Annotated in this window: 19 protein-coding genes; 4 read left to right on the forward strand and 15 right to left on the reverse strand. The window is 71.4% G+C overall.

The window, feature by feature from the left end:
* The first annotated feature begins 268 nt into the window (after positions 1 to 268).
* On the forward strand, positions 269 to 1,273 hold the full coding sequence (locus tag K3N28_RS21355) for a glycosyltransferase family 2 protein (protein ID WP_228094785.1): 1,005 nt from the start codon (positions 269 to 271) through the stop codon (positions 1,271 to 1,273).
* Between the two features lie 43 nt (positions 1,274 to 1,316).
* Here the strand turns inward: K3N28_RS21355 and cutA are convergent, their stop codons facing one another.
* Positions 1,317 to 1,643 carry a divalent-cation tolerance protein CutA gene (cutA, locus tag K3N28_RS21360; protein ID WP_228094786.1) on the reverse strand — a complete coding sequence of 109 codons (327 nt, stop codon included), beginning with the start codon at positions 1,641 to 1,643 and terminating at the stop codon, positions 1,317 to 1,319.
* 47 nt (positions 1,644 to 1,690) lie between these two features.
* Complete coding sequence (locus K3N28_RS21365) at positions 1,691 to 2,638, reverse strand: LysR family transcriptional regulator (RefSeq protein WP_228094787.1); 948 nt, start codon at positions 2,636 to 2,638, stop codon at positions 1,691 to 1,693.
* Positions 2,639 to 2,773: 135 nt separating this feature from the next.
* On the opposite strand from K3N28_RS21365, the gene K3N28_RS21370 reads away from it, so the two are divergent.
* Positions 2,774 to 4,183: an MFS transporter gene (locus tag K3N28_RS21370; protein ID WP_228094788.1), complete on the forward strand. Its 1,410-nt coding sequence runs from the start codon at positions 2,774 to 2,776 to the stop codon at positions 4,181 to 4,183.
* A 71-nt stretch (positions 4,184 to 4,254) separates the two neighbouring features.
* Here K3N28_RS21370 and K3N28_RS21375 read toward each other — a convergent pair whose 3' ends face one another.
* Together K3N28_RS21375 and K3N28_RS21380 are read right to left on the reverse strand one after the other, a co-directional pair.
* Positions 4,255 to 4,488, reverse strand: a complete 234-nt coding sequence (locus K3N28_RS21375; protein WP_228094789.1) for a hypothetical protein — start codon at positions 4,486 to 4,488, stop codon at positions 4,255 to 4,257.
* Positions 4,489 to 4,572: 84 nt separating this feature from the next.
* Positions 4,573 to 4,989 (reverse strand): Hsp20/alpha crystallin family protein, encoded by a 417-nt coding sequence (locus K3N28_RS21380; RefSeq protein WP_228094790.1) that lies wholly within the window; start codon positions 4,987 to 4,989, stop codon positions 4,573 to 4,575.
* 105 nt (positions 4,990 to 5,094) lie between these two features.
* Between K3N28_RS21380 and K3N28_RS21385 the strand changes: the two genes are divergently transcribed.
* Complete coding sequence (locus K3N28_RS21385) at positions 5,095 to 5,466, forward strand: MerR family transcriptional regulator (protein ID WP_228094791.1); 372 nt, start codon at positions 5,095 to 5,097, stop codon at positions 5,464 to 5,466.
* 2,035 nt (positions 5,467 to 7,501) lie between these two features.
* Here K3N28_RS21385 and K3N28_RS21390 read toward each other — a convergent pair.
* The 5 genes from K3N28_RS21390 to K3N28_RS21410 form a co-directional block, all read right to left on the reverse strand.
* Positions 7,502 to 9,394, reverse strand: a complete 1,893-nt coding sequence (locus tag K3N28_RS21390; RefSeq protein WP_228094792.1) for a glycoside hydrolase family 127 protein — start codon at positions 9,392 to 9,394, stop codon at positions 7,502 to 7,504.
* 4 nt (positions 9,395 to 9,398) lie between these two features.
* Positions 9,399 to 10,208, reverse strand: a complete 810-nt coding sequence (locus K3N28_RS21395) for a carbohydrate ABC transporter permease (RefSeq protein WP_228094793.1) — start codon at positions 10,206 to 10,208, stop codon at positions 9,399 to 9,401.
* Positions 10,205 to 11,191, reverse strand: coding sequence for a carbohydrate ABC transporter permease (locus K3N28_RS21400; RefSeq protein ID WP_228094794.1), 987 nt, complete (start codon positions 11,189 to 11,191; stop codon positions 10,205 to 10,207). The genes K3N28_RS21395 and K3N28_RS21400 overlap by 4 nt, the downstream gene beginning before the upstream one ends.
* A gap of 17 nt (positions 11,192 to 11,208) precedes the next feature.
* Positions 11,209 to 12,456, reverse strand: coding sequence for an extracellular solute-binding protein (locus tag K3N28_RS21405; RefSeq protein WP_228094795.1), 1,248 nt, complete (start codon positions 12,454 to 12,456; stop codon positions 11,209 to 11,211).
* A gap of 86 nt (positions 12,457 to 12,542) precedes the next feature.
* Positions 12,543 to 13,577: a LacI family DNA-binding transcriptional regulator gene (locus K3N28_RS21410; RefSeq protein WP_228094796.1), complete on the reverse strand. Its 1,035-nt coding sequence runs from the start codon at positions 13,575 to 13,577 to the stop codon at positions 12,543 to 12,545.
* A gap of 216 nt (positions 13,578 to 13,793) precedes the next feature.
* Between K3N28_RS21410 and K3N28_RS21415 the strand changes: the two genes are divergently transcribed.
* Positions 13,794 to 15,524 carry a carbohydrate-binding protein gene (locus K3N28_RS21415; RefSeq protein ID WP_228094797.1) on the forward strand — a complete coding sequence of 577 codons (1,731 nt, stop codon included), beginning with the start codon at positions 13,794 to 13,796 and terminating at the stop codon, positions 15,522 to 15,524.
* Between the two features lie 132 nt (positions 15,525 to 15,656).
* On the opposite strand, the gene K3N28_RS21420 is transcribed toward K3N28_RS21415, so the two are convergent.
* The 6 genes from K3N28_RS21420 to K3N28_RS21445 all read right to left on the reverse strand — a co-directional run bounded on the left by K3N28_RS21420 (position 15,657) and on the right by K3N28_RS21445 (position 25,635).
* The gene (locus K3N28_RS21420; protein WP_308062209.1) at positions 15,657 to 16,178 is read right to left on the reverse strand and encodes a hemerythrin domain-containing protein; all 522 of its coding nucleotides are present in this window, start codon (positions 16,176 to 16,178) and stop codon (positions 15,657 to 15,659) included.
* Positions 16,179 to 16,290: 112 nt separating this feature from the next.
* Positions 16,291 to 18,780, reverse strand: a complete 2,490-nt coding sequence (locus K3N28_RS21425; protein ID WP_228094798.1) for an MMPL family transporter — start codon at positions 18,778 to 18,780, stop codon at positions 16,291 to 16,293.
* A gap of 62 nt (positions 18,781 to 18,842) precedes the next feature.
* A complete protein-coding gene (locus tag K3N28_RS21430) occupies positions 18,843 to 19,466 on the reverse strand; it encodes a TetR/AcrR family transcriptional regulator (protein ID WP_228094799.1) in 624 nt (207 codons plus the stop codon).
* Positions 19,467 to 19,535: 69 nt separating this feature from the next.
* A complete protein-coding gene (locus K3N28_RS21435) occupies positions 19,536 to 21,131 on the reverse strand; it encodes a long-chain fatty acid--CoA ligase (RefSeq protein WP_228094800.1) in 1,596 nt (531 codons plus the stop codon).
* 211 nt (positions 21,132 to 21,342) lie between these two features.
* Complete coding sequence (locus K3N28_RS21440) at positions 21,343 to 22,827, reverse strand: glycoside hydrolase 43 family protein (RefSeq protein ID WP_228094801.1); 1,485 nt, start codon at positions 22,825 to 22,827, stop codon at positions 21,343 to 21,345.
* A 201-nt stretch (positions 22,828 to 23,028) separates the two neighbouring features.
* On the reverse strand, positions 23,029 to 25,635 hold the full coding sequence (locus K3N28_RS21445) for a GNAT family N-acetyltransferase (RefSeq protein ID WP_228094802.1): 2,607 nt from the start codon (positions 25,633 to 25,635) through the stop codon (positions 23,029 to 23,031).
* Positions 25,636 to 25,691: the final 56 nt, after the last annotated feature.

Here is a 25,691-nt window from a genome sequence, read left to right on the forward strand (position 1 = left end):
TCGGGCATGCCGGCGGTGAGCCGGGCGGCCTGTCGGTCTTCACGGTGACCTCCAGGTCTGCTCGGGACCGGTGCGTCCGGGCCCTCGCCTGATACGGCGGAGGCGCACCAATCCTTTCTCCCTCGACCGGAGCATCGGGGCGCTCTTCTTCTCCGGGGGGCGCGGGGCCGCGTCGACGAGGCCGGGACGCATGGACATCGGCGGATACCATCGCCGAGGGCCGCCGCCCGCCACGGCCCCCGCGGGAACCGCTGCCGAGGAGGCCCGGATGGCAGAGCGAGTCGACGTCAGCCTGGTGATGGCGACCTGCGACAAACGCGACTACCTCGCGCTCACGCTCGAGTCGCTGCTCGCGCAGACGTATCGGCGGTTCGAGGTCGTGCTGTGCGACGACGGGACCGCAGGGGGCGTCGAGGACGTCGTCGCGCCCTTCAGGGACCGGCTCGATCTCACCGTGGTGGTGCAGGAGAACCGGGGCCGGGCCGCGGCCCGGAACGCCGCGCTCGCCCGCGTCTCGGGTGACCTGGTCGTCTTCATCGACGACGACCGCATGGCCGCGCCCGAGTTCGTCGCCGGGCACGTCGCGGCCGCGGGCGGCGGCGGCGTCATCGGCTGGAAGCGCCGGGCGCTGACCTTCTGGCGGCCGGGCGTGCTCCCGCTGAGCCGGGACGACCTCATGCGGCTGGTGATGCGGGTCGGCGGGCGCGACCGGCTCGCCGAGCCGATCCGCCTGCTCGAAGCCGGGGCGCTGGAGGCGGACCCGCACCAGGCGCTCGCCAGTGCGGACCTCGGCGACGAACGGGACAACCACGGCGCGATCATCGAGGCGTTCGGCCCCGCCCTGACCGGATTCCGCTTCGACTGGGCCCTGGCCACGACCGCGAACCTCGCCGTGCCGCGCGAGGCCGTCGAGAAGATCGGCGGGTTCGACGAGTCCTTCACCGGGTGGGGGCTGGAGGACACCGATCTCAGCTACCGGCTCGGGCGTCTCGGCGTGCGGTTCTCGTTGACCGCCGAGGCGGTCAACTACCACCAGATCCACCCGCTGGCCGATCCCGACCCGGCGGTGGCGCAACGGCTCATGCACGCGCAGCTGCTGCGGAACCTGGACCGCTTCTGCGCGCGCCACCGCTCGCTCGACGCCTACCTGTACCGACGCCGCTGGGAACACGCCATGACCTTGGCGGAGGCCGATCGGCTGCTGAAGCGCGTCGAGGCCGAACCGGATCCGCTGCTGCGCCGCGAGCTGGAAGCGCTCTACGCCGACCGCTGAACGGCCGGATCGGCGCGCTCCACGGACCGGTCGGCGCGAGGCTTCAGCGGGTCGTCTCGGCCCTGAGCCATTCGAGGTAGGCGGGATTGCCGGTGACGATCGGCGTCACGATGATCTCCGGGACGTCGTAGCCGTGCTCGGCCTTGATGTGGAACTCCAGATCCTGATAGGACGCGGCGGTGGTCTTGAAGACGACCTGCCACTCCTTCGCGGTCTCGAGCTCGCCCTCCCACCGGTAGGTGCTCGTGACCGGGCCGGTCACCTGGGCGCACGCGGCGAGCCGGGCCTCCACCGCGCTCGCCGCCAGCGCGGTCGCGGCCTCCTCGGTGCCGATGGTCGTGACCGCCTGGACGTACTCGAACTCCGTCATCCGCTCCCCCCAAGTCTCCGAGGGCGAGCCTATCGCGGGCGAGGTGCTCACTCGGTCAGGAGCGCAGGCGACTTCCCGAGTTCGGCCGGGGCGATCGCGGGCGTGCTCGCGGTCTCGGCCTCCACGGCGACCTGCTGCGTGAAGGCCCTGACCGCGTCGGTGTCCTCGCCCGCGCGCCACACCAGGCCGTAACGCACGGGCGGCGCGTCGACGACTTCGAGGTAGACGACGCCGGGCCGCGGCTGGTAGACGGCGGTGTGCGCGCCGGTCAGCAACGCGCCCCGGTCCCCCGCGACCAGCATCAGCGCCTCCTGCAGGCTGGTGACCGCCGGGCCGGAGCCGATCGGCCGGCCGCTCGGGGTGCGCGCGGGGGCTTGGAGATCGCGCCGGTAGTCCGGCATGTCGCCCTCTACGGACACCAGGTCGGTCGCGGACAGGTCCTCCATCGTCAGCCACGGCCGGGCCGCGAGCGGGTGGTGCGCGGCGACGGCGAGCACCCGCCCCTCGGTGAGCAGCGTCGGGCCCTTCGCCAGGTCGTCCTCGCGCACCGGCAGCTCCATGAACTGCACGTCGTAGTAGCGTTCGCGCACCTGGCCGAACGGATCGGTGAAGGACATCTCGCAGATCTCCACGGCCAGTTCCGGATACGCCTCGCGCAGCCGGTCGACCGCCCGCATCGCGATCTCCCCGGTGAGCGCCGCGGAGAAGCCCACGCGCAGCGTCCCGCTCAGGCCGCGCGCACTGGCGGCGGCGCGCGCGAACGCGTCCTCGATGGCGCGGTGGTGCGGCTCGACCTCCTCGCGGAAGCGCCGCCCCAGCTCGGTGAGCACGACGCGGCGGCTGGTCCGCTCGAACAGCGGCGCGCCGAGCCGGCGCTCCAGGCGCTGGATCAACTGGCTGACCCGCGCCCGCGAGAGCCGCATCCGCTCCGCCGTCCGGCCGAAGTGCAGCTCCTCGGCGAGGGTCAGGAAGCCCTCCAGCTCGTCGCGTTCCATCGGCGTCCTCCGCATCGGTAAGTCTGAGTAAATGAACGTTGCGCACTTCGCCGTTGTTCCCAGCGCGGCGCGGAACGACGATTGGCGGGCCCAGTGAAACCACCACTCGACAACGCCACCGAACAAGGAGTTCCCATGAAAGCCCGCGAATGGGGTGTGCTGCTCGTCCTTTCAGGAGCGATCTTCCTGGAAGGCATCGACATCGCCATGCTCAACATCGCCCTGCCCTCGATCCGCGAGGAGCTCGGCCTGGCCACCGGGTCGCTCCAGTGGGTCGTCAGCGCCTACGTCCTCGGCTACGGCGGCTTCATGCTCCTGGGCGGCCGCGCCGCCGACCTGCTGGGACGGCGCCGGGTGTTCCTGACCGCGCTCGTCGTGTTCCTGGTCTTCTCCGGCCTCGGCGGCTTCGCCCAGGACGGGGCGACGCTCATCGCGGCCCGGTTCGCGACCGGCCTCGCCGCGGCGTTCATGACCCCGGCGGGCCTCTCGATCATCACCACCACGTTCGAGGAGGGGCCCAAACGCGATCGCGCGCTGATGATCTACGGCGGCATCGGCGCGGGCGGCTTCACGCTCGGCCTGGTCATCGGCGGCCTCCTCACCGCCGTCGACTGGCGGCTGGTGTTCTTCATGCCGGTCGCGCTCACGCTGGTCCTCTTGATCGCGGCGATCGCCGTCATCCCGAAGTCGGCGCGTCCCGAACGGCGCGGACAGCGGTTCGACCTGCTCGGGAGCATCACGGTCACCGCCGCGGTGGTCCTGCTCGTGCTGGCCGTCGAACGCGCCTCCCACGTCGGCCCGGCCTGGACGATCGGCGCGGTCGCGCTGAGCCTCGCGTTCATCGGCGCCTTCATCGCCGTCGAGCGGCGCGCCGTCGACCCGCTGGTGCGACTCGGCATCTTCCGCTCGGGGCCGCTGGTGCGCGCCAACCTCATCGGCGTGCTGTTCATGGCCGGGTTCTTCGGCTTCCAGTTCCTGGTCGTGCTCTACCTCCAAGAACTGCGCGGCTGGTCGACCATCGAAGCGAGCCTCGCGATGCTCGTGCTCGGGATCGACGTGGCGCTGGCGCCGACGCTCACGCCGAAGCTGGCGCGGCGCTTCGGCAACGTCCCGGTGCTCCTGGCCGGGCTCGGGTTCGCCGCGCTGTCGTTCGCGCTGTTCCTGCCGGCCGGGACCGGCACGTCCTACGTGGCGATGCTGCCCAGCCTCGTCTCGATGGGCCTGGCGTTCACGCTCGCCTACGGTCCGCTGACCATCATCGCCACCAACGGGATCGACGAGTCGGAGCAGGGCCTGGCCGGCGGGCTGCTCTACACGTCGTTCCAGTTCGGGGCCGCGCTCGGCCTCGCGGCGGTCGCCGCCGTCAACGTGGCCGCCACGAGCGGCGACTCGCCGCAGGCGCTGCTCGACGGCTACCGGGCCGCGCTCCTGGTGCCGCTCGGCGCGGCCGTCCTCGCCGTCGTCATCGGCGCGTTGAACCTGGGCCGCAAACGGGTCGAGGTCGGTGAGGAACCGGTGGTCGAGCGGGTCCCCGCTTCGGCCTGAGGGCCGGGTCGCCGCCGACCGAACGATCGGATGACGCCGCCTCCGGTGCCATGGCACCGGAGGCGGCGGGTTCATGCGGCCACGAGGCGGTCGCGGCGTGCGCGCGGCGCGGCAGCGCAGTCGCCGCATTCATGCGAGCCGTCCACGCCGGAGTGGACCCGCCAGCCCTCGGCCTCGGCGGCGTCGCACAGCACCGGCCAGCTGTAGAACGAATCGTCCTCGCACTGGAACCGCGCGCCGCACTGGTCGCAGTACAGCTCGTAGTCGGGGATGCCGTTGATGGAGAAATAGACCTGTCCGCTCATGGTGGGTGCTCCAAGCGGGCCGCCCGGCGCGCTCGGTGGCGCGCCGGCGCGGCGGTGATCGGGGTTCGCCGCGGTCGCGGCGGATTACTGTTCGATGGCCTGCTTGCCGGCGCTGACCACGACCTTGCGCGGCTTCGCCTCTTCGGCCATCGGGATCTTCAGCCTGAGCACACCGTCCCGGTAGACCGCCTCGACGTTCTCGGTGTCGAGCGCGTCGCTGAGGAAGATCTGCCGCGTGAACGTGCCCGTCGGGCGCTCGGCGTGGATGATCTCCCGGTCGCCGGTCTCGACCGTGCGGCGCTCGGCCCTCACCGTGAGGACGTTCCGTTCGACTTCGAGGTCGATGTCGGTCTCCTTCACGCCGGGAAGGTCGAGTTCGACCGTGAAGCTGTGGCCCTCCTTCCATGCGTCCATCGGCATGTGGAGCTGTCCATCGGTACGTCCGAGCATCTGCTGAGCGAGACGGTCGAGCTCGCGGAACGGGTCCGTGCGCATCAGCATTGCCAGTCACCTCCTGCGTAGGTGTCAGTTACGGTTGGATACGAGAAAATATATAACACCGGATTGAGGTTTTGTCCACCCTCTCGAAGGAGATAAACTGACGGCATGTCTTCCCGTCGACTTGGAGGAACATTGGAGCACCAGCCGCAGCATCTCGCCCGGCCCTCGTCCGACCAGGCCGTCTACGGCATCTCGGTGGCGGCCGAGCTGCTGAACGTCGCGCCGCAGACCCTGCGCGTCTACGAGGCCCGGGGCCTGGTCGAGCCGAGCCGCACGTCCGGCGGCACCCGCCGGTACAGCGACGACGACCTCGACCGCGTCAGACGCATCGGCGAACTCTTGGCCGCCGGGCTCAACCTGGCGGGGGTCAAGCTGGTCCTGGAGATGGAGCTGGAGACGCGGCGGCTGCGCGCGGAGCTCGAGGAGGCCCACGCGCGCCTGGAGAGGGAACGGTCGAGTTCGACTCGGTCGTCGTGAAGGAGCCCCTCGTCATCCGGTGCCGGGCGGCATTCGGGCGGAAGCTCGTCGCCGTAGTTCTGCTGGGCTGCATGTCCATTGCCGTGCCGGTCCGGCGAGCGGTCGAGACCCTGGAACGGCGCTGGCGAACGGCCTGGGCGCAAAGGCCGGAGTGAGCGGGTGGACGGGCTACGAGCAGGCAGCGACAAAGGCGAGTGAGGAATCCAGGCTGGTCCTCGGCCGCCTGGTGGAGGGTTGTCAAGGTTCGAGCGGCGGCGACAACGGGGTGGGTAATGGTCGGGGTGAGTGCTCGGCTGCGGGGTGCGGCGATGGTTGAGGTTCAAGCGGGCGGCGACAACGAGGCAGGCGGAGTGTCAGGGCGGTAGTGCGGCTGTCGGGTCGTGGGAATGGGCCGCGGGGGCGGGCTGCGGCCGGTTTCCGTTGGGGCCCTGTGAGGCCGTGATGGAACGTGAAAGTCTTCGCATCTTGTGGGTGATGCGGTCGAGTGTGGGGTCGAGGATAATTGAGGTACGTACAAGGATACGGAATTCGTGTAAGCGGAGCAGAGTCCGGTGGTAAGCAGACTACGACATAAGCCTCTGGCCGGATACTCCTTCGCAGCGCCGATGCCGAGATGACCACGCCTCCACGCGGTGGCCCCACTCGCCTCGTTTCCGCCCCGGTACCACCGTCTCCGTAGAAGCGCCCCCGTAGGGCATGAGCGAGGAGACGCACCCGGTGGGCAGAGGCCAGGCCGGAACCAGCCGGCCCCGCCAGGCCGGGAACACCGGGCGTCAACACCACGACGCACGATGACGACCGCAGGCGAAAGGAGCTGCCCCACACCGAATAGCGGCCGGAGGCTGGAGACCCACGGCTGAAACCGCAGGGTGCAAGCTAAAGACCGACGACCGGATGCAAGCCGAAGAGCGAAGGCACAGACCGCCATTGCAGGCGGGAGGCCGACGACCGGCTGCGGCTGGGCACGGATGGCTGAGACCCCAGGTTACAGGTGGGGATGGAAGGCCAGGACCGCTGGTTGCAGCGGGAGTTCGAAGGCCGGGACCACCGGGCGCAGGCTGACGGCAGCCACCGCACCTGACACGGGACACGGGACACGGGAAGGAGGTGCCAAGAACGATGGACACGACGAACTCGACCATGCCCTGCCCCTCCCCCTGCCCTCGCGTGCGCACCCGCGAAGCCGGGCGAGCGGCAGACGTCACCGACACCGCAGCTGCCACCTCTACCGGCAGCGGCAGCGGCAGCGGCAGCGGCAGCGGCCGAGCCTCCTCGGCACGGGTCCGGTCCGACCACCGTCAACCGGCTGCCACCCAACCGCAAACCGAGCGGCACTCCGGCCGCAGGCCCCGGATCAGGCAGCTGCCTCATCACCGTGGTCAGGCTATGGACCCTGCCCCAAACCGGCTCGGCCCCGGCCACACACCCTCGGCAATACTCCAGCCTCACCGTCGCTGCCAGGTTGCAGCCCGTCCGAATACCGGCCGACCCCGGCAACGCACCCCCTGCCACACACCTGCCTCGCCGTCGCTGCAGGCCTGCACCCCGCCCGACACCGGACCCGGCCGCGGCCACACACCCTCGGCGACACTCCACCAACCTCATCATCGCTGCCGGGTTGACCCTCACCCAAAACCGGGCCAGGCCACGGCCGCGCACCCCGAGTCGACCACCGGTCTCGCCGTCGCTGCCAGGTTGAAGCCCGCCCGAACACCAGTCTGACCTCGGCCGCTCATCCTGGGTCGACCACCTGCCTAGCCGTCGCTGATGGTTTGCAGGCCAACCGAATCAAGCCCGGCCCTGGCTCCGGCCAAGCAACCGCCGTGCTGTCCCTGCCGGGTGGGGCCGCGCCGGTCGGCCCGGCCCCGGCTACAGACACTGAGTCAGGCAGCGGCCTCCCCGTCGTTGCCAGGTTGCAGCACAACCGATCCCGGCCTGGCCCCAGCCCCCGGGGCCCGGGACCCGGGACCCGAAACACTTTGCCGTCGCTGATGTATTGCAGCCCAGTCGAACCGACCTCGAATCCTGCCTCCTCTCACATGGTCGGCAGGAAGACTCGCATCGCAGTGGAGCCTCGTTGCGCCCAGCGGTGGTATGGGATCAGGCGAACCGGTGCCGGAGTGATCGGTTCACCGACCGATCGGGTCGAGCGGTACGGGAGCGGACCGCCTTCCGGCGCGGGAGGCATCGCGGTCGCTTGGAGCACGGCGCCGTCTCCTTCCGTGCGCGGCGGATGCGTCGCGTCCACACGGAGGGACTCCAGCGGCCACGGCAGATCGATCGATTCGGCGCACAGCACAAGGGGGCCGCGCTCGACCGCGACGCAGCCGCGCACGGCGTCGATCCGCTCATCAGGCCAGGTGAACCTCGGTTCGACCGGGAGGTGCAGCTCGATGGTCGCGCCGACGTGCAGCGGCCCCCGTGCTTCCGCCCAGCCGGGCGCGGCCTCGCGGCGGCCTGTCGCGTCGGCGATCGCGGCGCCTTCGGCCCAGTGCGGAACCCGCAGCCGCAGCTCAGCCGGGCCCTCGGGAGCGGCCACCACTTCGATGCGGACCGCGCCCTCATGCGGATATGCCGTGTCGATCCGGAGGGTCAGGTCGCCGGAGTCGAGCCTGACGGTGAGATCGCCGGAGGCGTACTGCAGCAGCGAGACCGCGTCGCCGTCCACGGCGGCCGCGTACGCCTGCCAGCTCGCGAGGGTCCTGGCGAGGTTGGTCGGGCAGCAGGAGACGTCGAACCACGGGGCGCGCACGCCGCCTTCGGCGCGGGGGTTGACCTCGTCGGGGCGCACGTCCGCCGCCGCGCTGCGCTGCTGAAGCGGATTGGCGTAGAAGAAGGCGCGGCCGTCCTCGCTCGGAGAGGCGGCGATGACGTTGTAGAAGGTGCGCTCCATCAGGTCCGCGTACCGCACGTCGCCGGTGGCGAGGTAGAGCCGCCAGGAGACCATGACGGAGGCGATCCCGGCGCACGTCTCGCAGTAGGCGCGGTCCGGCGGCAGCTCCCAGTCCTCGCCGAAGCCCTCGTCCTGGTGCCTTGAGCCCATGCCGCCGGTGAGGTAGGTGCGGCGCTCGACGCTGCGGGTCCACTGGCGCTCCACCGCAGCGAGGAGATCCGCGTCGTCGGTGTCCACGGCGACGTCGATCGCCCCGGCCGCCAAGTACAGGGCCCGCACGGCGTGGCCGCGCCAGGCGTCCGCCTCCCGGATCGGCATGTCGTCCTGGAAGTAGGAGGCGTCGAGCAGCGCGATCGGCTTCAGGGTGCCCCTGCCGCGGCGTTCGAGGAACAGGCGGGCCTGCTCGGTGTAGCGGGGCTCGTTCAGTGCGCGGCCGAGTTCCGCCAGGCCCACCTCGATCTCCGGGTGGCCGCAGATGCCGTCCCGGCCGTCCTCGCCGAATTCCCGGCACACGTGGTCGGCCGCCCGGCGGGCGACCTCCACGAGCTTGTCCTCGCCCGCGGTCCGCACCCGGGCCACGGCCGCCTGGAGCAGGTGGCCGGTGCAGTACAGCTCGTGGCCCGCGGAGAGGTCGCTGTATCGATCCGCTTGGCCCGCATGGCCGTAGCAGGTGTTCACGTAGCCGTCGTCGTCCTGGGCCGCGGCCACCCGTTCGGTCAGGGACGCCAGGGTCTCGTCGGCCCAGGCGGCGCCGGTCCGCCCGTGCTCCCAGGCGAGGGCCTCCATGAGCTTGTAGACCTCCGAGTCGGAGAACTGCCAGCCGGGCCGCGGCCCGGCCGTGGCGCCCTCGGCGACGCGGTCGAAGTTGGCGATCCAGCCGAGCCGTTCCATCCACTCCAGACAGTGCTGGAGGGTGGCGGCGCTGTTGCGGGCCTGGAGCCCGCCCCAGAATCCGCCGTGGAGCCGGAACTCGTCGATGCCGAGGCCCCGCAGGCGGCCGGGGGGATCGACGGGGCCGTGGATGTGGTCTCGCACTGGTTCAGTCCTTCACGGCCCCGGCGGTCACGCCGGCGGCCACATAGCGTTGGGCGACGACCAGGAGGATCGCCGCGGGGAGCGACGCCACCACGGCGGTCGCCATGATCGCGTTCCACTGGGTGGTGTTGTTGCCGATGTACTGGTAGATCCCTAGCGTGATCGGCACGAACTCGCCTGAGCGGTTGAGGGTCGAGGCGAAGATGAAGTCCGACCAGGCCCACAGGAACGCGAACAGCGCCACGGTGAGCGTGGAGTTGCGGCTGACGGGCAGCACGATCTTGGTGAACGTGCGCCAGGCGCCCGCGCCGTCGATGTGGGCGGCCTGCATGAGCTCGCGCGGGATGCCCGCCATGAACGTCGTGTAGAGCAGGACGCCGAACGGGACGGCGATCGTGGAGTCCGCGATGATGAGGCCCCACACCGTGTTGAGCATGCCGAGGCGCACGTAGATCGCGTAGAAGCCCATGGCCATCACGACCGCGGGGATCATCTGCGCCACCAGGAGCAGGAAGTTCAGCGCCCGGCCGCCGCGCAGGTTCAGGATCGCGAGCGCGTACCCGGCCGGGGCGGCGACGACCACCGTGAGGAGGACGCAGCCCGCGCCCACCACGAGACTGGTGCCGAGGGACGGGAGCTGCTGCGACAGCGCCGATTCGAAGCCTTCGAGCGTCGGGTGCACGGGGAACCACTGGGTCTTGCGCAGTTCCCCTGTGGGCGTGAGGGAGACGTTCACCATCCAGTAGACGGGGAACAGCATGATCGCGGTGAGCACGACGCCGAGGATCGTCTTCCACCAGGGCCGGGCGGTCATGAGCGGCCCCCGATCCGCTGGACGCGCAGGTGGACGAAGCCGAAGACGAGCGCGATGACGATGAGCAGGTTGCCGATCGCCGCCGCGGGCGAGAAGTCGGGCTGGCCGGTGCCGAAGGCCTCCCGGTAGGACCACACCGCGAGGGTGAGCGAGGCGTTCCCGGGGCCGCCGGTGGTCATGATCCAGATGACGTCCACCACCTTGAGCGTGTAGATGAATCCGAGGAGCAGCGTGATGGCCGAGACCGGGCGCAGCAGCGGGAGCGTGATGTGCCAGAACTGGGCGCGGGCCGACGCGCCGTCGAGGGACGCGGCCTCGTAGAGCTCCGGCGGGACCTGTTGGAGCCCGGCGTAGAGGATCACCAGGTTGAACGGGATGCCGAGCCAGATGTTCGCGATGATGACGGCGATGAGCGCGGTGTCCGGCGAGGTGAGCCAGTTGATCTGCTCGCCGCCGAACGCCTCGATCACCGAGTTGACGATCCCGTTCTCGCTGTTGAGCATCCACGCCCATGTGGAGGAGGAGACGATGAGCGGCAGCAGCCACGGCACGAGGAACAGGGCGCGCAGGACGCCCGAGAGCCGGAAGTTGCCGCGGAAGAACACCGCCAGCGCCAGGCCGATCGAGTACTGGAAGACGATCGAGACGACGGTGAACAGCGCGGTGTTGACGACGGCGGTGCCGAAGGAGCCGGAGCCGAACACCTCGGCGTATTTGCTGAACCCGGCGAACTCCGGGTCCCCCTGCACGAAGGCCCGCACCGTGTAGTCGTGGACGCTCAGCTCGACGTTGCGCCACAGCGGGTAGGCGTAGAACACGAGCAGGTAGGCGATGAGCGGCGCGGCGAATCCGAAGGCGGTCCATTGCCGCGCGGTGCCCCGCGGTTGGCGGCGGCGCGCGCCCGGGGCGGGTGCGGCGGGCCCGGGGCCCGCCGCACTGCCGTGGGACGCACGTCCGGTCGTGTCGACCGAGGTCGTGGTCATGGGTTTCCTGCTCCTGATCAGCCGGTCTCGGCGGCCGCGTCCGTCTGGGCCTGCGCGAGGGCGTCGGCCGGCGTGGCCGAGCCCGAGAGCGCGTTCTGCACCGCGGTCCACAGCGCCTCGGAGATCACCGGGTAGTCGGTGCCGAGGTTGTCGCTGGTGCGGCCCTTGGCTTCGCGGACGGCGTCGACCCACGGCTGGAGTTCGGGCCGCGCTTCGAGCAGCGCGTTCTGGCCGTCGGTCGTCGGCGGGATGTAGTAGGCGAAGGTGGTGGCGGTCTCGACGAAGCCCTCGGGCGTGGTCATGCATTCGGCGATCTGGCGGGTGACGTCGTAGCGTTCGGTGTCGGCCTGCACGGGCGCGATGATGAACTCGCCGCCGGTGGGGGCGGGCGCGGCGCCGCCGTCGCGGGCCGGGAGCGGGATGACGCCGGTGGCGAATCCGGCTTCGGCGGCGCTGTTGACCTGCCAGGTGCCGTTGACGGCGAAGGCGTACTCGCCGGTGAGGAACTCTTCCCAGGTGGTGTTCTGGGAGTTGGTGATCACCGAGTCGGGCGCGTAGCCCGCGTCGAGCCAGCCGGTCCACAGTTCCAGGGCCGCGACGGCTTCGGGCGAGTCGAGCTGGCGCAGGTCGGCGCCGGCGCCCCAGAACCAGGGCAGGAACTGGAACGAGCCCTCTTCGGTGCCGATGCCGGCGAAGGTGATGCCCTTGGCGCCGTTATCGGTAACTTGGGCGAGCGCGTTCGTCAGGGAGTCCCAGTCGGTGACGGAGGCCGGGTCCACGCCGGCGGCGGCGAGCACGTCCGCGTTGTAGTAGAGCGCGAGCGTGTTGGCGCCGATCGGGATGCCGTAGGTCTGGTCGTCCACGACCCCGGCGGCGAGGAGGTTCTCGTCGACGCCGGAGACGTCGAGCTCGAGTTCGTCCATCGTGGTCAGCATGCCGGTCTCCGCGAGGGTGGACACGGCCGGGTTGTCGAGCAGGATGATGTCGGGGCTGGTGCCCTCCTGGGCCGCGAGCAGCGCCTGGTTCGTGAGCGCGGTGGTGTCGGAGGCGGTGCGCTCGATGGTCACGCCGGCCTCTTCGCCGCAGGCGGCAACGCGGGCGGCCCACTCGGAGTCGTCGGCGTGCTGGGGGTACGGGTCCCACCAGGTGTACGTGTCGGCGTCCCGGTCGTCGCCGCCTCCGCCGGAGCAGGCGGCGGCGAACGCCAGTGCGGCGCAGGCCAGGCCGGCCGCGGCGGACCGGGCGAGGGGAATCGGATGCTTCATGGGTGGTTCCTCCTTGAACGGATCCGGTCGGCGACTTCGCCGGCCGGCTTTGAGGGATGGGTCCTTGCCGGGTGGGCGGCGCTCGCTCAGGGCTCGCGAGCGTCGCCGAGCGGTGGGGCGGTGCTGCCGCGGTCGACGAGTTCGGGGGCGACGAAGCGGACGACGTAGGGGTCGTTCTCGGGGACCTGGCCTTCGATGCGGCGCACGAGCTGGCGCACGGCCATGCGCCCCAGCCGGTCCGGGGCGCTCTCGATCGAGGAGTAGGGCAGCGAGAAGGTGCGGGCGAACTCGTCGGAGTAGCGGCCGACGACCGAGAGGTCGCCGGGCGCGGTGAGGTGCCGCTCGTGCAGCACGGTGGGGAGGGCCGCCGCGGCGGCCTCGTTGTTGAGCAGCAGGCCGGTGGCGTTCGGGTGGGCGTCGAGGAAGGCGTGCAGGTCGCGGCCGATCTGCGGCTGGGACGAGGAGCCGTACCGGGTGTGGAGGACGACGCCGTTCACGGCGGCCGCCTCCACGGCCGCGTTCTGGAGCCGCCAGACGTACGCGCCGCCGCGTTCGATGACGTGCTCGGGCTGGGAGACGAGGATGAGCTCGCGGTGGCCGAGCCGGGCGAGGTGCTCGACCATGACGCGGCCGGCCTCCTCGAAGTCGAGGTCGAACACGTCGACGCCGGTGCAGTCGCCGGGGAAGCCGACGAGGGCGCCGGGCTGCGCGGCGTCGCGCAGGACCGGGAGGCGGTCGTCCTGCTCGGCGACGTTGAGCAGGACGACGCCGTCGACCATGCGGGAGTCGGTGATGCGCTTGAGCGCGCCGCGGCCGTCGGCGTCGGAGCTGAGCAGGATGTCGTAGCCGAGGTCGCGGGCGGTGTCGGTGACGCCCTGGATGTACTGGAGCATCGCGGGGGCGAACTCGTCGGGCAGGAACTGGGCGAGGAGCCCGATCACGTTGGAGCGGGAGGTCGCCAGCGCGCGGGCTCCGGCGTTGGGGGTGTAGCCCAGTTCCATGGCCGCCTGGCGCACCCGGGCGCGGACCTCGTCCGAGACGGCCCGCTTGCCGGTGAGGGCGTACGAGGCGGTCGAGCGGGCTACGCCCGCGGCACGGGCGACGTCCCCGATGGTGGCCATGAGTTCCTCCTCCGTTCGACGCGCAGTGTTGCGAGCAAAGTGTCGAACCGGTTCGGAGCTTAACCCCGTGACGCGTCTGACGCAAGTCGCTCCTGAGAAGGTTTTTCGAGTATATGAGTCTGTTATATCGAAGAACTTGCATCGAACGCGGTTCGAAACTAGCGTCAGTCCGGTATAGACCCGTCGAACCGGTTCGACCCTCAACGAGGAGAAACCATGCTTCCACTGCGCAGATTTCCAAGTCTCACCCGGGCGGTGACACGGCTGAGCGTCGTCGCGCTCGCGCTCGGCGCCGTCATCGCCGGGGCCGCCGCCCCCGCGAACGCCGCGGGCCTCACCCTGACCGTGGACGTCGGCGACGTCGTCCGCCCCGCCACGCAGGTCGCCTCGGGCGGCCTCTACGGCGTCGGCTCCGATTCCCAGCCGACGACCGCGATGCTCCTGCCGCTCAACCCGACGAGCTTCACGCAGCCCGCGCCGGGGACGACCCACCTGGGCAACGGCGCGACCGAGCCGTGCTGCGACTCGCTCCACGTCGGCGACAACCTCATCCGCTCGGGCGCGCAGCAGTTCATCCGCATGCCGGACATCTACCCGTCGTTCCCCTACGTCTGGCGCGGCTGGGCCGACTGGGAGTCGAAGGTCCGCACCATGGTCAACGCGCGCCTCGCCGAGACCGACATGACCAACATCCACGGCTGGGAGCTGTGGAACGAGCCGGACTGGACCTGGAACACGAGCCAGGCCGGCTCGTTCAACGCGGGCTGGGAGCGCACGTACAAGCTCGTGGACTCGCTCGACCCCGTGACGCCGATCGTGGGCCCGAGCTGGTCGTACTACGACCATGACCTGATGCTGTCGTTCATGACGCACGCCAGGAACACGAACACCGTCCCCGACGTGATGGTCTGGCACGAGCTGACCGACATGGACTGGAACAACTTCGACGACCACGTGGCCGACTACCGCGCGATCGAGCGCCAGTTGGGCATCTCGCCGCGGCCGATCGCGATCAACGAGTACAACAGCCTGAACCAGATGGACATCCCCAGCGTCGCGCTGCACTGGATGGCCGTGTTCGAGCGCCACGGCGCCCGCGAGGCGCACCGCGCCTACTGGTTCGAGGCCGGGACCTTCGACGGCCTGTTCACGCTGCAGAACCAGCCGACCGCCTCGTACTGGCTGTACCGCTGGTACGGCGCGATGACCGGGAACATCGTCGAGACCACCCCCGACTCGTGGCTCGACGGCGTGGCCTCGTACGACTCGAGCAGGAAGATCGTGAACACGGTCTTCGGCGGCGACTACGGGAACAACACGGTCCGGGTCACCGGCCTGGGCTCGTTCGGCTCGCAGGTGCGGGTCCAGCTCCTCTCGACGCCGGGCTCGGGACGCCACACCGCGGTCACGGCGCCGACGACGATCTCGACCACGACGATGACCGTCTCGAACGGCGCGATCTCGGTGCCGGTGAACAACATGGACGCCGAGGCGGCATACCAGCTGGTCGTGACGCCCGTGAACGGTCCGACGACCTCGTGGCAGCAGGTGTACGAGGCCGAGAACAACACCGTCGTGAACGCCGAGACGTTCGGCTCGGGCAACGCGTCGAACGGTTTCTACGTGGGCCGGATCGACAACGACACGGACATGCGCTCGGACTCCTTCGTGGACTTCACCGTGAACGTGCCGCTGGCCCGCGCGTACACGATGACCATCAGGTACGCCAACGGCACCGGCGCGACCTCGACGCATGGGCTGGCCTACAACGGCAGCGCATGGTCCACCGTGTCCTATCCCCCGACGTCGGGTTGGGGCCAGTTCTCCACGGTGCAGGTCACGGTGAACCTGAAGGCGGGTTATAACGTGATCCGCCTGGCGAAGGGCTCGCCGCATTTCAGCGGCGGCACCGGTTACGCCGAGCTGGACAACATCACGCTGGCCTAGACGCGAGTCCGCGAAGCGCCGGGTCCGCCGTCGCGGGCCCGGCGCTTCGCGCGCCGGTCGCCGTCCCGCCGCCGGCGAACCCGGCTCGGTCTCCGGCCCGGTCCTGAACGGGGTCGAGGTCTCTGCGACGCGTTAGGCGAGGTCGCCGAGGAGGTCGGTCGGTTCGCCGTCCAGGGCGAGGGCGTCGAGGACCGTGAGGAGTCGGCGCTCCTCGTAGCCGAAGTGCGTCTCCATCACCGCGCCGATGCCGTCGAGGTGGCGGTGGAGGTCCTCCGGGTCGGCGTCGGCGTCCATGTCCGCGCTGAGCCCGCCGATCAGGTGCTCGAGCATGTTGTGGTCGCTCATGAGGTTGGCGATCACGGGTTCGAGTTCGGGGTGTTCGGCGACGATCTGCGGGAACAGGCCGCCGTCCTCGCTGCGGTGGTGGCCGCTGAGCGCGGAGCAGAATCCGCGGCAGAAGAGGAGCAGGTCCTGCCCGGCCTCGTCGGCGAACTCGCCGTCGATCGAGCGGCGGGCCAGATCGAGCGCCTGGCGGAGGCGCTGGTGGACACTGCGAAGTTGGGTGCTGAACGCGACCAGGCGGTCGGTGTCGGAACTGATCGGGGAACTCCTTCGGTCACGGCCCCCGCCCGCGGGCGGGACGCCGCCCCGGATTTTACGCTCGCGGCCGCGTGCGGCCTATGAACCGGGCCACGGACGCCTCTCGGACCGCCGACGCGTCGAGGGCGTCCCCTCGCCGGCCCGGGCCGGCGAGGGGACGCCTCGCTCACTTCGCTTCCGCGCCTTCGTGGTGCGGATGGCGGCGTTCCAGGGCCGCGCCCTCCACGTCCACGTCCGGGAGGATCCGGTCGAGCCACTTCGGGAACCACCAGGCCTTGTCGCCGACGAGGTGCATCAGCGCCGGGATGATGAGCATCCGCACCAGGAACGCGTCCACGAGCACGCCGAAGGCGAGCGCGAACCCGATGGGCCGGATCATCGTCGAGTGGGAGAACACGAAGCCGCCGAAGACGGCGATCATGATGATCGCGGCGGCCGTGACCACCGAGCGGCCGGCGCGCACGCCGTGGACGACGGCCAGGCGGGCCGGGACGCCGTGCGCGTACGCCTCGCGCATCCCCGAGCCGATGAACAGCATGTAGTCCATCGCGAGTCCGAACAGGATGCCGACGAGCAGGGTCGGCAGGAAGTTCAGGATCGGCCCGGGCGATTCGACGCCGAAGACGTCGCCCAGCCAGCCCCACTGGTAGATCGCGACGACCCCGCCGAGGGCCGCGAAGTAGCTGAGGATGAAGCCCAGCGTCGCCAGCACCGGCACGAGGATCGAGCGGAACACCAGGATCAGGATGATCAGCGACAGCCCCACGACGACGGCGAGGTAGACCGGCAGCGCGTCGGCGAGGATCTCGGAGATGTCGATGTTGCCGCTGGCCGAGCCCGCGACGCCGATCGACTCGACGCCGTCCACGGACAGGTCCCGCAGCGCGTGCACGAGTTCCTGAGTGGACTCGCTGGTGGGCCCGTGCTCGGGGATCACCTGGAAGGCCATGGTGGTGCGGTCCTCGGAGACGCCGATGGGGGCCACGGCGACCACGTCCTCTTCGGCGGCCACGGCCTCGGTCACGGCGACCTGGGCGGCGAGCGAGCCGGCCTCGTCGGGGCTCTCGGGGAGGTCGGCGACGACGAGCAGCGAACCGTTCTGGCCCTCGCCGAAGCGCTCGGCGATGGTGGCGTACGCCTGGTACTGCGTGGTGTCGTGCTGCTCGGAGGAGCCGTCGGGCAGGTTGAGGCGCAGGTCCATCGACGGCAGCGCGACCGCCACGAGGGCGCCGATGCCGACGAGGACCCGCAGGACCGCGCGACCGGTGCGCATCGGCTTCGGGGCCGTCCTGCGCACGAGGCTCTCGTGTGCGTCGCGGGCGGCCCGCTCGCGCTTGCCGAGGATCTTGAGTCCGGCCAGCCGGAGCAGCGCCGGAACGAAGGTGACGGCGACGACCACCGCGCAGGCGACGCAGAACGCGCCGATCGAGCCCATGAGCCCGAGGAACGGGATGCCGGTGATGTTCAACGCCAGCAAGGCGATGAGGACCGTGGCGCCCGCGAAGACCACCGCGTTGCCCGAGGTGCCCGTGGCGAGCGCGATCGACTCGTCGAGGTCGTGGCCGTCCTTGAGCTGGCGGCGGTGCCGGTTGACGATGAACAGCGAGTAGTCGATGCCGACGGCGAGGCCGAGCATGAGGCCGAGGATCGGCGTCACGGAGGTCATCTCGACCGCGCCCGACAGCGACATGCTCGCGAGCGCGCCGATGCCGACGGCGACCAGGGCGGTCGCCAGCGGCAGGGCCGCGCCGAGGACGGTGCCGAGCAGCAGGAGGAGGACGATGCCGGCGACGACGAGGCCGATCACCTCGCTGACCCCGGCGATCGCGGGCACGGCGTCGAGCATCTCGGAGGAGTAGTCGACCTCCACGCCCTCGACGGGGGAGTCGTCGAAGACGTCGGCCACGGCCTTCTTGGTCTCGGGGGTGACCTCCATCTGCGTGTCGGTGAAGGCGACGGTGACGATCGCGGCGCTCCCGTCCGCGGAGACGACGCCGGCGTCGGCGGCGTGCTCGAGCAGGGTCGCGCTCTGCTCGAGCGGGATCGACTGGGCCTCGAGTTCGGCGGCGTTCGCTTCGAGTTCGGCCTCCTGCGCGTCGAGCTGGGCGGCGGCGGCGTCGAGCTGCGCCTGCTGCGCGGCGAGTTCGGGCGAGTCCCCGGCCTGCTCGCGGGCGGCGTCGAGCTGCGCCTGGGACTGGGCGAGCTGCTCGCGGGCGGTCTCGATCTGCGTCCGGCCCTCGTCGATCTGGGCCAGACCGGCTTCGATCTGGGCGCGGCCCTCGTCGATCTGCGCCTGCTGCTCGTCGCGCTGCGCCTCGGTGGCGAACGGGTCGACGACCGTCTCGACCCCGTCGACCTCGCCCGCCTCGGCGATCAGCGCCGCGATCGCGGTCTTCTGGTCGTCGGTGAACGGCGTGCCGTCCTCGGTGCTGAGGACGACGCTGCCGGTGCCGCCCGAGGCCTCGGGAAGCTCCTCGGCGAGGTGGTCGGTGACCTCCTCGGTCGGCGTGCCGGGAATGGACAGCGTGGTCGCGAACGCCCCTCCGAAGAGGACGTACGCGGCGGCCGCGGCCGCGAGCACCGCGACCCATGCGGCGATCACCGTTTTGGCGCGTCGCGCGCACCAGCGCCCGACGCGGTACAGGAACTCAGCCATGGCGGCCTCCGGTTCGTATGGCTTGCAGATGGAACGGATGCCGGGCGCGTGCCCGGCGGGAATCAGGCGGGTTCGCGCAGGACGGCGGTGAGCCGCGCGGTGTAGTCGTCCCAGGCGCGCCGGGACTCGGGCGTGTCGACCGCGCCGGTCTCGGCCATCCAGGTGCGGACGAAGGCGAGGACGCCGCCGCAGAAGGCGGCGACGAGCAGTTCGACGGCGAGCGCGTCGACCGCGGGGTGGCGCCGGGTCATCGCCGCGGACATGCGCTCGGTGAAGAGCGTGAAGGCGCGCTGCATGAGCACGGCCTCGCGGTGGTCCGACTCGGACGAGCCGACGCCGAGCAGGCCGACGAGTTCGGCGACGACCGGCACGAGCTGGTCGGCGGCGGCGGTCGCGACGAGGTCGGCGAGGACGGTGTCGGGCGGCGCGCTGGCGGCCTGGGCCTGCATGCGGTCGACGATCTCGTTGAGCATCTCCCCGGCGACCTCGGTGGCCACGTCCTCCAGGGACGCGAAGTGGTTGAAGACGGTGCGGCGGGAGACGTCGGCGGCGGCGGCCAGCTCGTCCACGGAGAAGTCGGTGCCGCGCCGCCGCTGCATGAGGCCGGCGGCGGCGTCGAGGATCGCCCGGCGGCTCTTCGCCTTGAGGGCCGCGCGGCGGTCGACGGGATCGGGTGTCGAGGCCATACCGATTACACTAGATGCAACGATGCACTGAGTGCATCAATAAGCGGGTATGGGCCTCCTCACACGCGGCTAGCCGCCGTGGAGCCGCACGAGTTCGCGCTTGAGGATCTTCCCGCTCGGCCCCAGCGGGAGCGACTCGACCACGTGGACGACGCGTGGGTACTTGTAGGCGGCGACCTTCGCCTTCATGAACGCGACGACCTCGGCCGGATCGATCTGGGCGCCCCGGGCCGGGACGACCGCGGCGTGCACCTCCTGGCCGTGCGTCTCGTGCGGCACGCCGAAGACCGCCGCGATCGAGACGGCGGGGTGGCGGGTGAGCACGGCCTCCACCTCGGTCGGATAGACGTTGTAGCCGTTGCGGATGATCATGTCCTTCTTGCGGTCCACGATCCGGACCACGCCCGACTCGTCCACAGTGCCCAGATCGCCGGTGCGGAACCAGCCGTCGACCACGGCCGCGGCGGTGGCGTCGGGGCGCCCGAGGTAGCCCTTCATGAGATTGTGGCCGCGCACCACGATCTCCCCCGGCGCGCCGGGCTCCTCGATCAGCTCGATCCGGCCCTCCACCTCGGGATCGGCGACCGCGACGTCCACGCCCCAGATGGGCTTGCCGACCGTGCCGGGCCGGATCGGCTCGTCCAGGTCGTTGAAGGTGCACACCGGGGAGGTCTCGGTCAGGCCGTAGCCTTCGTGGACCTGCGCGCCGAAGACGTCTTCGAACGCCTCCAGCAGGGCCGTCGGCAGCGCCGCGCCGCCGGAGATCGCGCACCGCAGGGGCGGCCGGTCGGGCGCGCGCTCGGCCGCCTCGACCAGTGCGGCGTAGTTCGTCGGCACGGCCGCGAACACGGTGGCCCGGTGCCGCACGAGCAGGGCCAGCGCCTCGTCGGGGTCGAACCGGGGCAGCAGGATGATCGCCGCGCCGCGGCGGAACCCGGCGTTGAGGACCACGGTCTGCCCGAAGGAGTGGAAGAACGGCAGCCCGCCGTAGAGCACGTCGTCGGGCCGGTACTCGCACGCGTCGAGCAGCCAGGTGTGGACCTGCTCGACCATCGCCAGGTGCGAGCCGACCGCGCCTTTGGGCGTGCCGGTGGTGCCGGAGGTGTAGAGGATGTTGACCGCGGCGAGCGGGTGGACCGCGGCGTGGCGGCGGATCGGTTCGGCCGCGGCGGCTTCGGCCTCCAGACGCGGGAGCGGGCGGCCGTCGGCTTCGAGGCCTTCGGGCGCGAGGACGGTGACGAGCGGGACGCCGGCCAGGGCGGCGGCCGGAGCCGCCTCGGCCAGGAGCGGCGCGGCGGCCACGAGCAGGTCGACGTCGGCGTCTTCGAGGACGAACCGGATCTCGTCGGTCTTGAACAGCAGGTGGATCGGGACCACGACGGCCCCGAGCGCGAGCGCGGCGTAGTAGACGCGCGGGAAGTCGGGCACGTTCGGCACGAGCATCGCCACGCGCGAGCCGGACCCGATGCCGCGGGCGGCGAGCGCGCCGGCGTAGGCGCGGGTCTGGTCCCACAGGGCCCCATAGGTGATGGTCTGGTCCATGAAATAGATGGCGGGGGCGTCGGGGCGGCGGCGGGCGGTCTCGGCGAGGACGGCGGCGACGGAGAGGGTCCCCTGGCCGGGGCCGTCGATCGCCTCGTCGCGAGCGGGATGCTGGTGCGTCATCGCACGTCTCCTTCGGTTCCGGGGCCGCGATCCGGTCCCGCCCGCCTCATCGTGCCATCGAACGGCCCCGGACGGGCCCTGCAGCGCGTCGCGCCGAGCCGCATGGCGGATCCGGGACCCTTCAGCCGGTGCAGTCCAAACGGCGAGAGGTCCCCTCCGTGTCCACATGGGTCATGCCGCCGGGGTGGGCGAGGCGTGCAGCGAGCGGCGCTCAGCGTCCGTCGGCGCTCCCGTTGTGGGCACTGATCCGCACGGCGTCGAACTCCCCGGTCCCGTCCCTGCCGTTCCCGATGGCGAACAGGCCGAGGGCGGCCCCGACCCAGGCGCCGGCGGTGGCCTGGAACGGCGGCCCGACCGGACGCGGCGGCGTCCCGGTGAAGAACCGGCACCGGCCTTCGGCGTCGACATCGACGCCCAGGGTCACCGGCCGGTCGTCGACCGCGATCGCGTGAGCGGCGTCCGCCTCGACGCCGTCGTCGGCGGTTCGGTGCACGAGTGCGATGCCGTTCTCGTGGCGCTCCAGGCCGATCCAGGCATAGGTCTCGCCGACGACGGCGAGCCCCGCGCGCGCGCCGGGCTCGGCGCCGTCCAGGCGAAGCGCGGTGGTCACCCGGCACGGATCGCCGGGCAGGCGCCGCCCGAGCAGGTTCGGCAGGTGCCGCAGGTCCGCAGTGCCGGTGTCGACGCAGGCGAGGCGCAGGCGCGGTCCGGCGGCGGCCCAGTGCGGTTCGGGATTGGCCTGCCAGCTCCACTGGGGACCGATTCCGTCGGCGAAGTCCTCCGGCGGCTCGGTCGCGGTGCCGCCGGGCACGGGGACGTTCCCAGTGGCGACCGGGGTCCCCCGGTCGCCGATCTCGGGCCAGCCGTCCTCGCTCCAGCGCATCGGCTGGAGGTGCACTACGCGCCCGAACGGGCCTCGGTCCTGGAAGTGCAGGAACCAGTCCGATCCGTCCTCAGTGGTCACCCACGCGCCCTGGTGCGGGCCGTTCACGTCGGTGTCGCCCTGTTCGAGGACGATGCGCCCCTCGTAGGGCCCGAAGGGGTCGCGGGAGCGGAAGACCGACTGCCAGCCTTCGGCCACACCGCCCGCGGGCGCGAAGATCCAGTACCAGCCGTCGCGCTGGTAGAACTTCGGGCCTTCGAGGGTGCGGTAGCCCGGCAGCGCGTCGCCGTCGATCGCCACGGTTCCCTCGTCGAGGAGTTCGGCGGCGTCCTCGCTCATGCGGTGCACGGTGAGGCGGTTGCAGATCCCGGAGCGGCTCTTGGCCCAACCGTGCACCAGGTACGCCGATCCGTCGTCGGCCCACAGGGGACACGGGTCGATGAGCCCCTTGCCGCCCTTGAGCAGATGCGGTCGCGTCCACTGGTCTTCCGGGTGCTCGGCGCTGGTGACGAACAGGCCGCGGTCGGGATCGGGGTAGACGATCCAGTACCGGCCCGCGTGGTGGCGGATCGCCGGGGCCCACACGCCGCCGCCGCGCTGCGGGGTCCGGAAGTCCGCCTCGGGCGCCAGCCGATCGAGCGCGTGGCCGATCAGGGTCCAGTGCACGAGGTCGCGGCTGCGCAGGAGGGGCAGGCCCGGTACGCGGTGGAAGCTGGAGGCGGTCATGTAGAAGTCGCCGCCGACGCGGATCGCGTCGGGGTCGGACCAGTCCGCGTTGAGCACCGGGTTGCGGTAGACGCCGTCGTTCGTCACATCGTTCCTGTCTGTCGCTCGAGCCGGCCGCTTCGCGACCCGCAGCGGCCCTGCTCGACCGGGTGCGAGCCGATGATCGTCGCGAGCGCCGGCCACCACAGGCTAGGGGTGCGAACGAGATCGGGTCAAGCCGTGAAACGCATTGCCGCCGAACGCGGGAAGCGGCCCCGGCACCGCCGGGGCCGCTCTGCCGAGCAGGGCTCAGGTCAGCTCGGCGGGCACGTCCTCGCGGCGCAGGAACGCCAGGCGGGCGGTCTTGTCGGGGAGCCGGACCTCGGGGCCGAGCGTGAACCCGGTGCGGCGCAGGCGGGCCGCGGCCTGCTCGTTCCGGGAGTCGGGCTCGGCGACGACCCGCAGGTGCTTCGGGTCGTCGAAGAGATAGGCGGTGATCACGCGCATGAGCGCGCCGGTGAATCCGGCCTGCGCGTTCCCTCGCGACGAGGCGATCAGCAGGTGGGCGCCGATGTCGCCGGGCTCGAACGCGTAGCACTCGCCCACGGGGTCGGCGTCGGGTTCGTAGGTCTGGAACAGGGCGATCGGCTCGCCGTCGCGCAGGATGAGGAACGCGTGGTGGGTGTCCAGCGAGTCGAGGAACTCATAGATCTCCAGGACCTTCTCGCGCGAATGCGCGGTCATGCCCCAGAACCGGGCCCGTTCCTCGGTGACCCAGCCGTAGATGAGGTCGAGGTCCTCGACGGGCCTGACGGGGACGATGGCGACGCGGCCGAAGTCCTCCGCGGTTCGCTCGAAGACGGCGGGGCGGTCGATCATGCGGTGCTCCTCATGCAGTTGCTGCCAATCGGTGACGACGGGGACGAGTTCGCCGCGCCGCCAGAGCGGGAACTGGTCGCGGAAGTGGGGCCCGGGGACGCCCGAGGCTCCGAAGGGGACGATCCATCGGCTCTGCTCGCGGTCGGCCAGGTCCCAGACCCAGCGGGCGGCTGGCCCGCGCAGGAACGTCTCGGTGACGCCGGGGACGCCGGAGGTGGCGAGCACGCAGTCGGCGTCGCCGGCGACGCCCGCCAGCGCCTCGGGCTCCTCTCCGGGGACGTCGCGCCACGGGACGAGCCGGTGGACCTCGCCCCACGTGACGGGTGCCCGGGCGGCCGCGTCGGCAAGGGCGGCGGTGAGTGCGGCGTCCTGCTCCTCGGCGTCGATCAGGTCGCTGTCGAGCAAGGGCCCCAGGGCGAAGCCGATGCGGGGCGAGAGCGCGAGCCAGGGGGCGAAGATCGCGGGGTGCCCGGAGGGGTCGGCGAGCGGCGCGAAGACCGGCAGTTCGGCGAGGTTGCGGATGAACGCGGTGCGCACGGCGGCGAAGGCGGCGGCGTCGGTGCTGTCGGCGTCCATGCGGCGGTCCCAGGCGAGGAGCCGGTCCCGCAGCCTCGCGGCGGGACCGCCGAGGTCGAGCCGGGGGAGCCGATCGAGCAGGATTCCGGCCGATGGCAGGAACGTGTCGGTGTGGATCGAGGCCATGTCCGCGGCGGCCCAGTCGGTTCGGGTCTCGAGCAGTTCGCGGATGCGGTCGGCGCGGTGCGGCGGGCAGAACTCGACGCCGAGGGGTGCGGCGACGCCGCGGTCGTTGGCCATGGCCGCGAGGCGGTCGACGCGGCCGCGGGGCATGGGTCGCCAACCGCGCCAGGCGTAACGCGGTTCCCAGGCGGGGACCGGTCGGACGCGGTTGGCGGCGTCCCGTTCGGGCACGCGTCCCGCGGCCCGGTGCAGGAGGCCTCCGGCGGTGTCGGCGGCCATGACGACGTTCACGGGTGAGACCCAGCCGTCGAGGGCGGCGTCGACGTCGGCGACGGTGCGGGCCCGGAGCAGTTTCGGCAGCGCGGCGAACCCGAGGTCGGATCGGACCTGGAGGGGGCCGCGGAGGCTGAGCGCCCCGTCGGCGTCCTCGGCGACGATCGGGCCGCGGGCGGTGGTGACGACCTCGATCGTCGCCGGGGCGCCTCCGGCGACTTCGATGGTCTCGGTGCGCGAGGCGGCGGGCTCCCAGCCGTCGGGACCGAAGGCCTCGATCGAACCGTCGTCGTTGCGGCGCAAGCGCTCCAGGAAGAGGTCCTGGGTGTCGGCCATGGCGTTGGTGATGCCCCACGCGACGCCGCCGGTGTGACCGAAATGGGCGATGCCGGGGATGCCGGGCATGGCGAGGCCGACGACGTCGAACCCGTCGGGACCGTTCGCGGTGCAGGCGAGCCGGATCTGCTGGTAAGCGCCGGGCAGTTGCAGGAAGCGGTGGGGGTCCCCGGCGAGGATCGGGTGTCCCGTGGCGGTCAGGCTCCCGTCGACGAGCCAGCCGTTCGAGCCGACGGGTTCGGGCCCGTCCATGGCGAACCGGGCGACCGCGTCCTCGCCGAGGTGCGCGGCGACCCGCTCGCGCCAGAGTTTGGCGGGGAACCCGGACCCGAAGAGCAGGTGCTCGGCGTACCAGACCGCCAGGGGCGTCCACGGTTCCCAGGGGCCCGGGGCCGAGTCGAACTCGGGCGCGGCGGCCGCGGCCTCGGGGAGGGCCGCGTTGACGCCGGCCACGTAGGCGCGGACCCACTCGGCGGTGGCCGGATCGAGCCCGTCGAGGACCGACCTCGCCGCGGTGGGGACGCCGACCTGCCGCACCAGCCGGTCCCAGTGCCGCCATTCGCCGCCGAGGAGCGCGGACGCCGTGCCGGTGGCGCGCCGCCGGAGCGTCTCGAGCTGCCAGGCGCGGTCGGCGGCGGCGTTCCGGCCTTGGGCGAAGGCGAGGGACAGGGGGTCGGGCGCCCGCAGATGGGGGATGCCCCACGCGTCCCGGTAGCACTCGAAGCTCATAGTTAGGTTAGTCTAACCTAATCGAATGATCCCTCATGTTCCCTCGAGCGAAAGTA

Source organism: Glycomyces sp. TRM65418 (assembly GCF_019710475.1).
Taxonomy (GTDB): domain Bacteria; phylum Actinomycetota; class Actinomycetes; order Mycobacteriales; family Micromonosporaceae; genus Glycomyces.

Excerpts from the sequence above, each read along its gene's own strand:
- K3N28_RS21355 (WP_228094785.1), top strand. The coding sequence starts at position 269 with ATGGCAGAGCGAGTCGACGTCAGCCTGGTGATGGCGACCTGCGACAAA.
- cutA (WP_228094786.1), bottom strand. The coding sequence starts at position 1,643 with ATGACGGAGTTCGAGTACGTCCAGGCGGTCACGACCATCGGCACCGAG.
- K3N28_RS21365 (WP_228094787.1), bottom strand. The coding sequence starts at position 2,638 with ATGGAACGCGACGAGCTGGAGGGCTTCCTGACCCTCGCCGAGGAGCTG.
- K3N28_RS21370 (WP_228094788.1), top strand. The coding sequence starts at position 2,774 with ATGAAAGCCCGCGAATGGGGTGTGCTGCTCGTCCTTTCAGGAGCGATC.
- K3N28_RS21375 (WP_228094789.1), bottom strand. The coding sequence starts at position 4,488 with ATGAGCGGACAGGTCTATTTCTCCATCAACGGCATCCCCGACTACGAG.
- K3N28_RS21380 (WP_228094790.1), bottom strand. The coding sequence starts at position 4,989 with ATGCTGATGCGCACGGACCCGTTCCGCGAGCTCGACCGTCTCGCTCAG.
- K3N28_RS21385 (WP_228094791.1), top strand. The coding sequence starts at position 5,095 with ATGTCTTCCCGTCGACTTGGAGGAACATTGGAGCACCAGCCGCAGCAT.
- K3N28_RS21395 (WP_228094793.1), bottom strand. The coding sequence starts at position 10,208 with ATGACCGCCCGGCCCTGGTGGAAGACGATCCTCGGCGTCGTGCTCACC.
- K3N28_RS21400 (WP_228094794.1), bottom strand. The coding sequence starts at position 11,191 with ATGACCACGACCTCGGTCGACACGACCGGACGTGCGTCCCACGGCAGT.
- K3N28_RS21405 (WP_228094795.1), bottom strand. The coding sequence starts at position 12,456 with ATGAAGCATCCGATTCCCCTCGCCCGGTCCGCCGCGGCCGGCCTGGCC.
- K3N28_RS21410 (WP_228094796.1), bottom strand. The coding sequence starts at position 13,577 with ATGGCCACCATCGGGGACGTCGCCCGTGCCGCGGGCGTAGCCCGCTCG.
- K3N28_RS21415 (WP_228094797.1), top strand. The coding sequence starts at position 13,794 with ATGCTTCCACTGCGCAGATTTCCAAGTCTCACCCGGGCGGTGACACGG.
- K3N28_RS21425 (WP_228094798.1), bottom strand. The coding sequence starts at position 18,780 with ATGGCTGAGTTCCTGTACCGCGTCGGGCGCTGGTGCGCGCGACGCGCC.
- K3N28_RS21430 (WP_228094799.1), bottom strand. The coding sequence starts at position 19,466 with ATGGCCTCGACACCCGATCCCGTCGACCGCCGCGCGGCCCTCAAGGCG.
- K3N28_RS21435 (WP_228094800.1), bottom strand. The coding sequence starts at position 21,131 with ATGACGCACCAGCATCCCGCTCGCGACGAGGCGATCGACGGCCCCGGC.
- K3N28_RS21445 (WP_228094802.1), bottom strand. The coding sequence starts at position 25,635 with ATGAGCTTCGAGTGCTACCGGGACGCGTGGGGCATCCCCCATCTGCGG.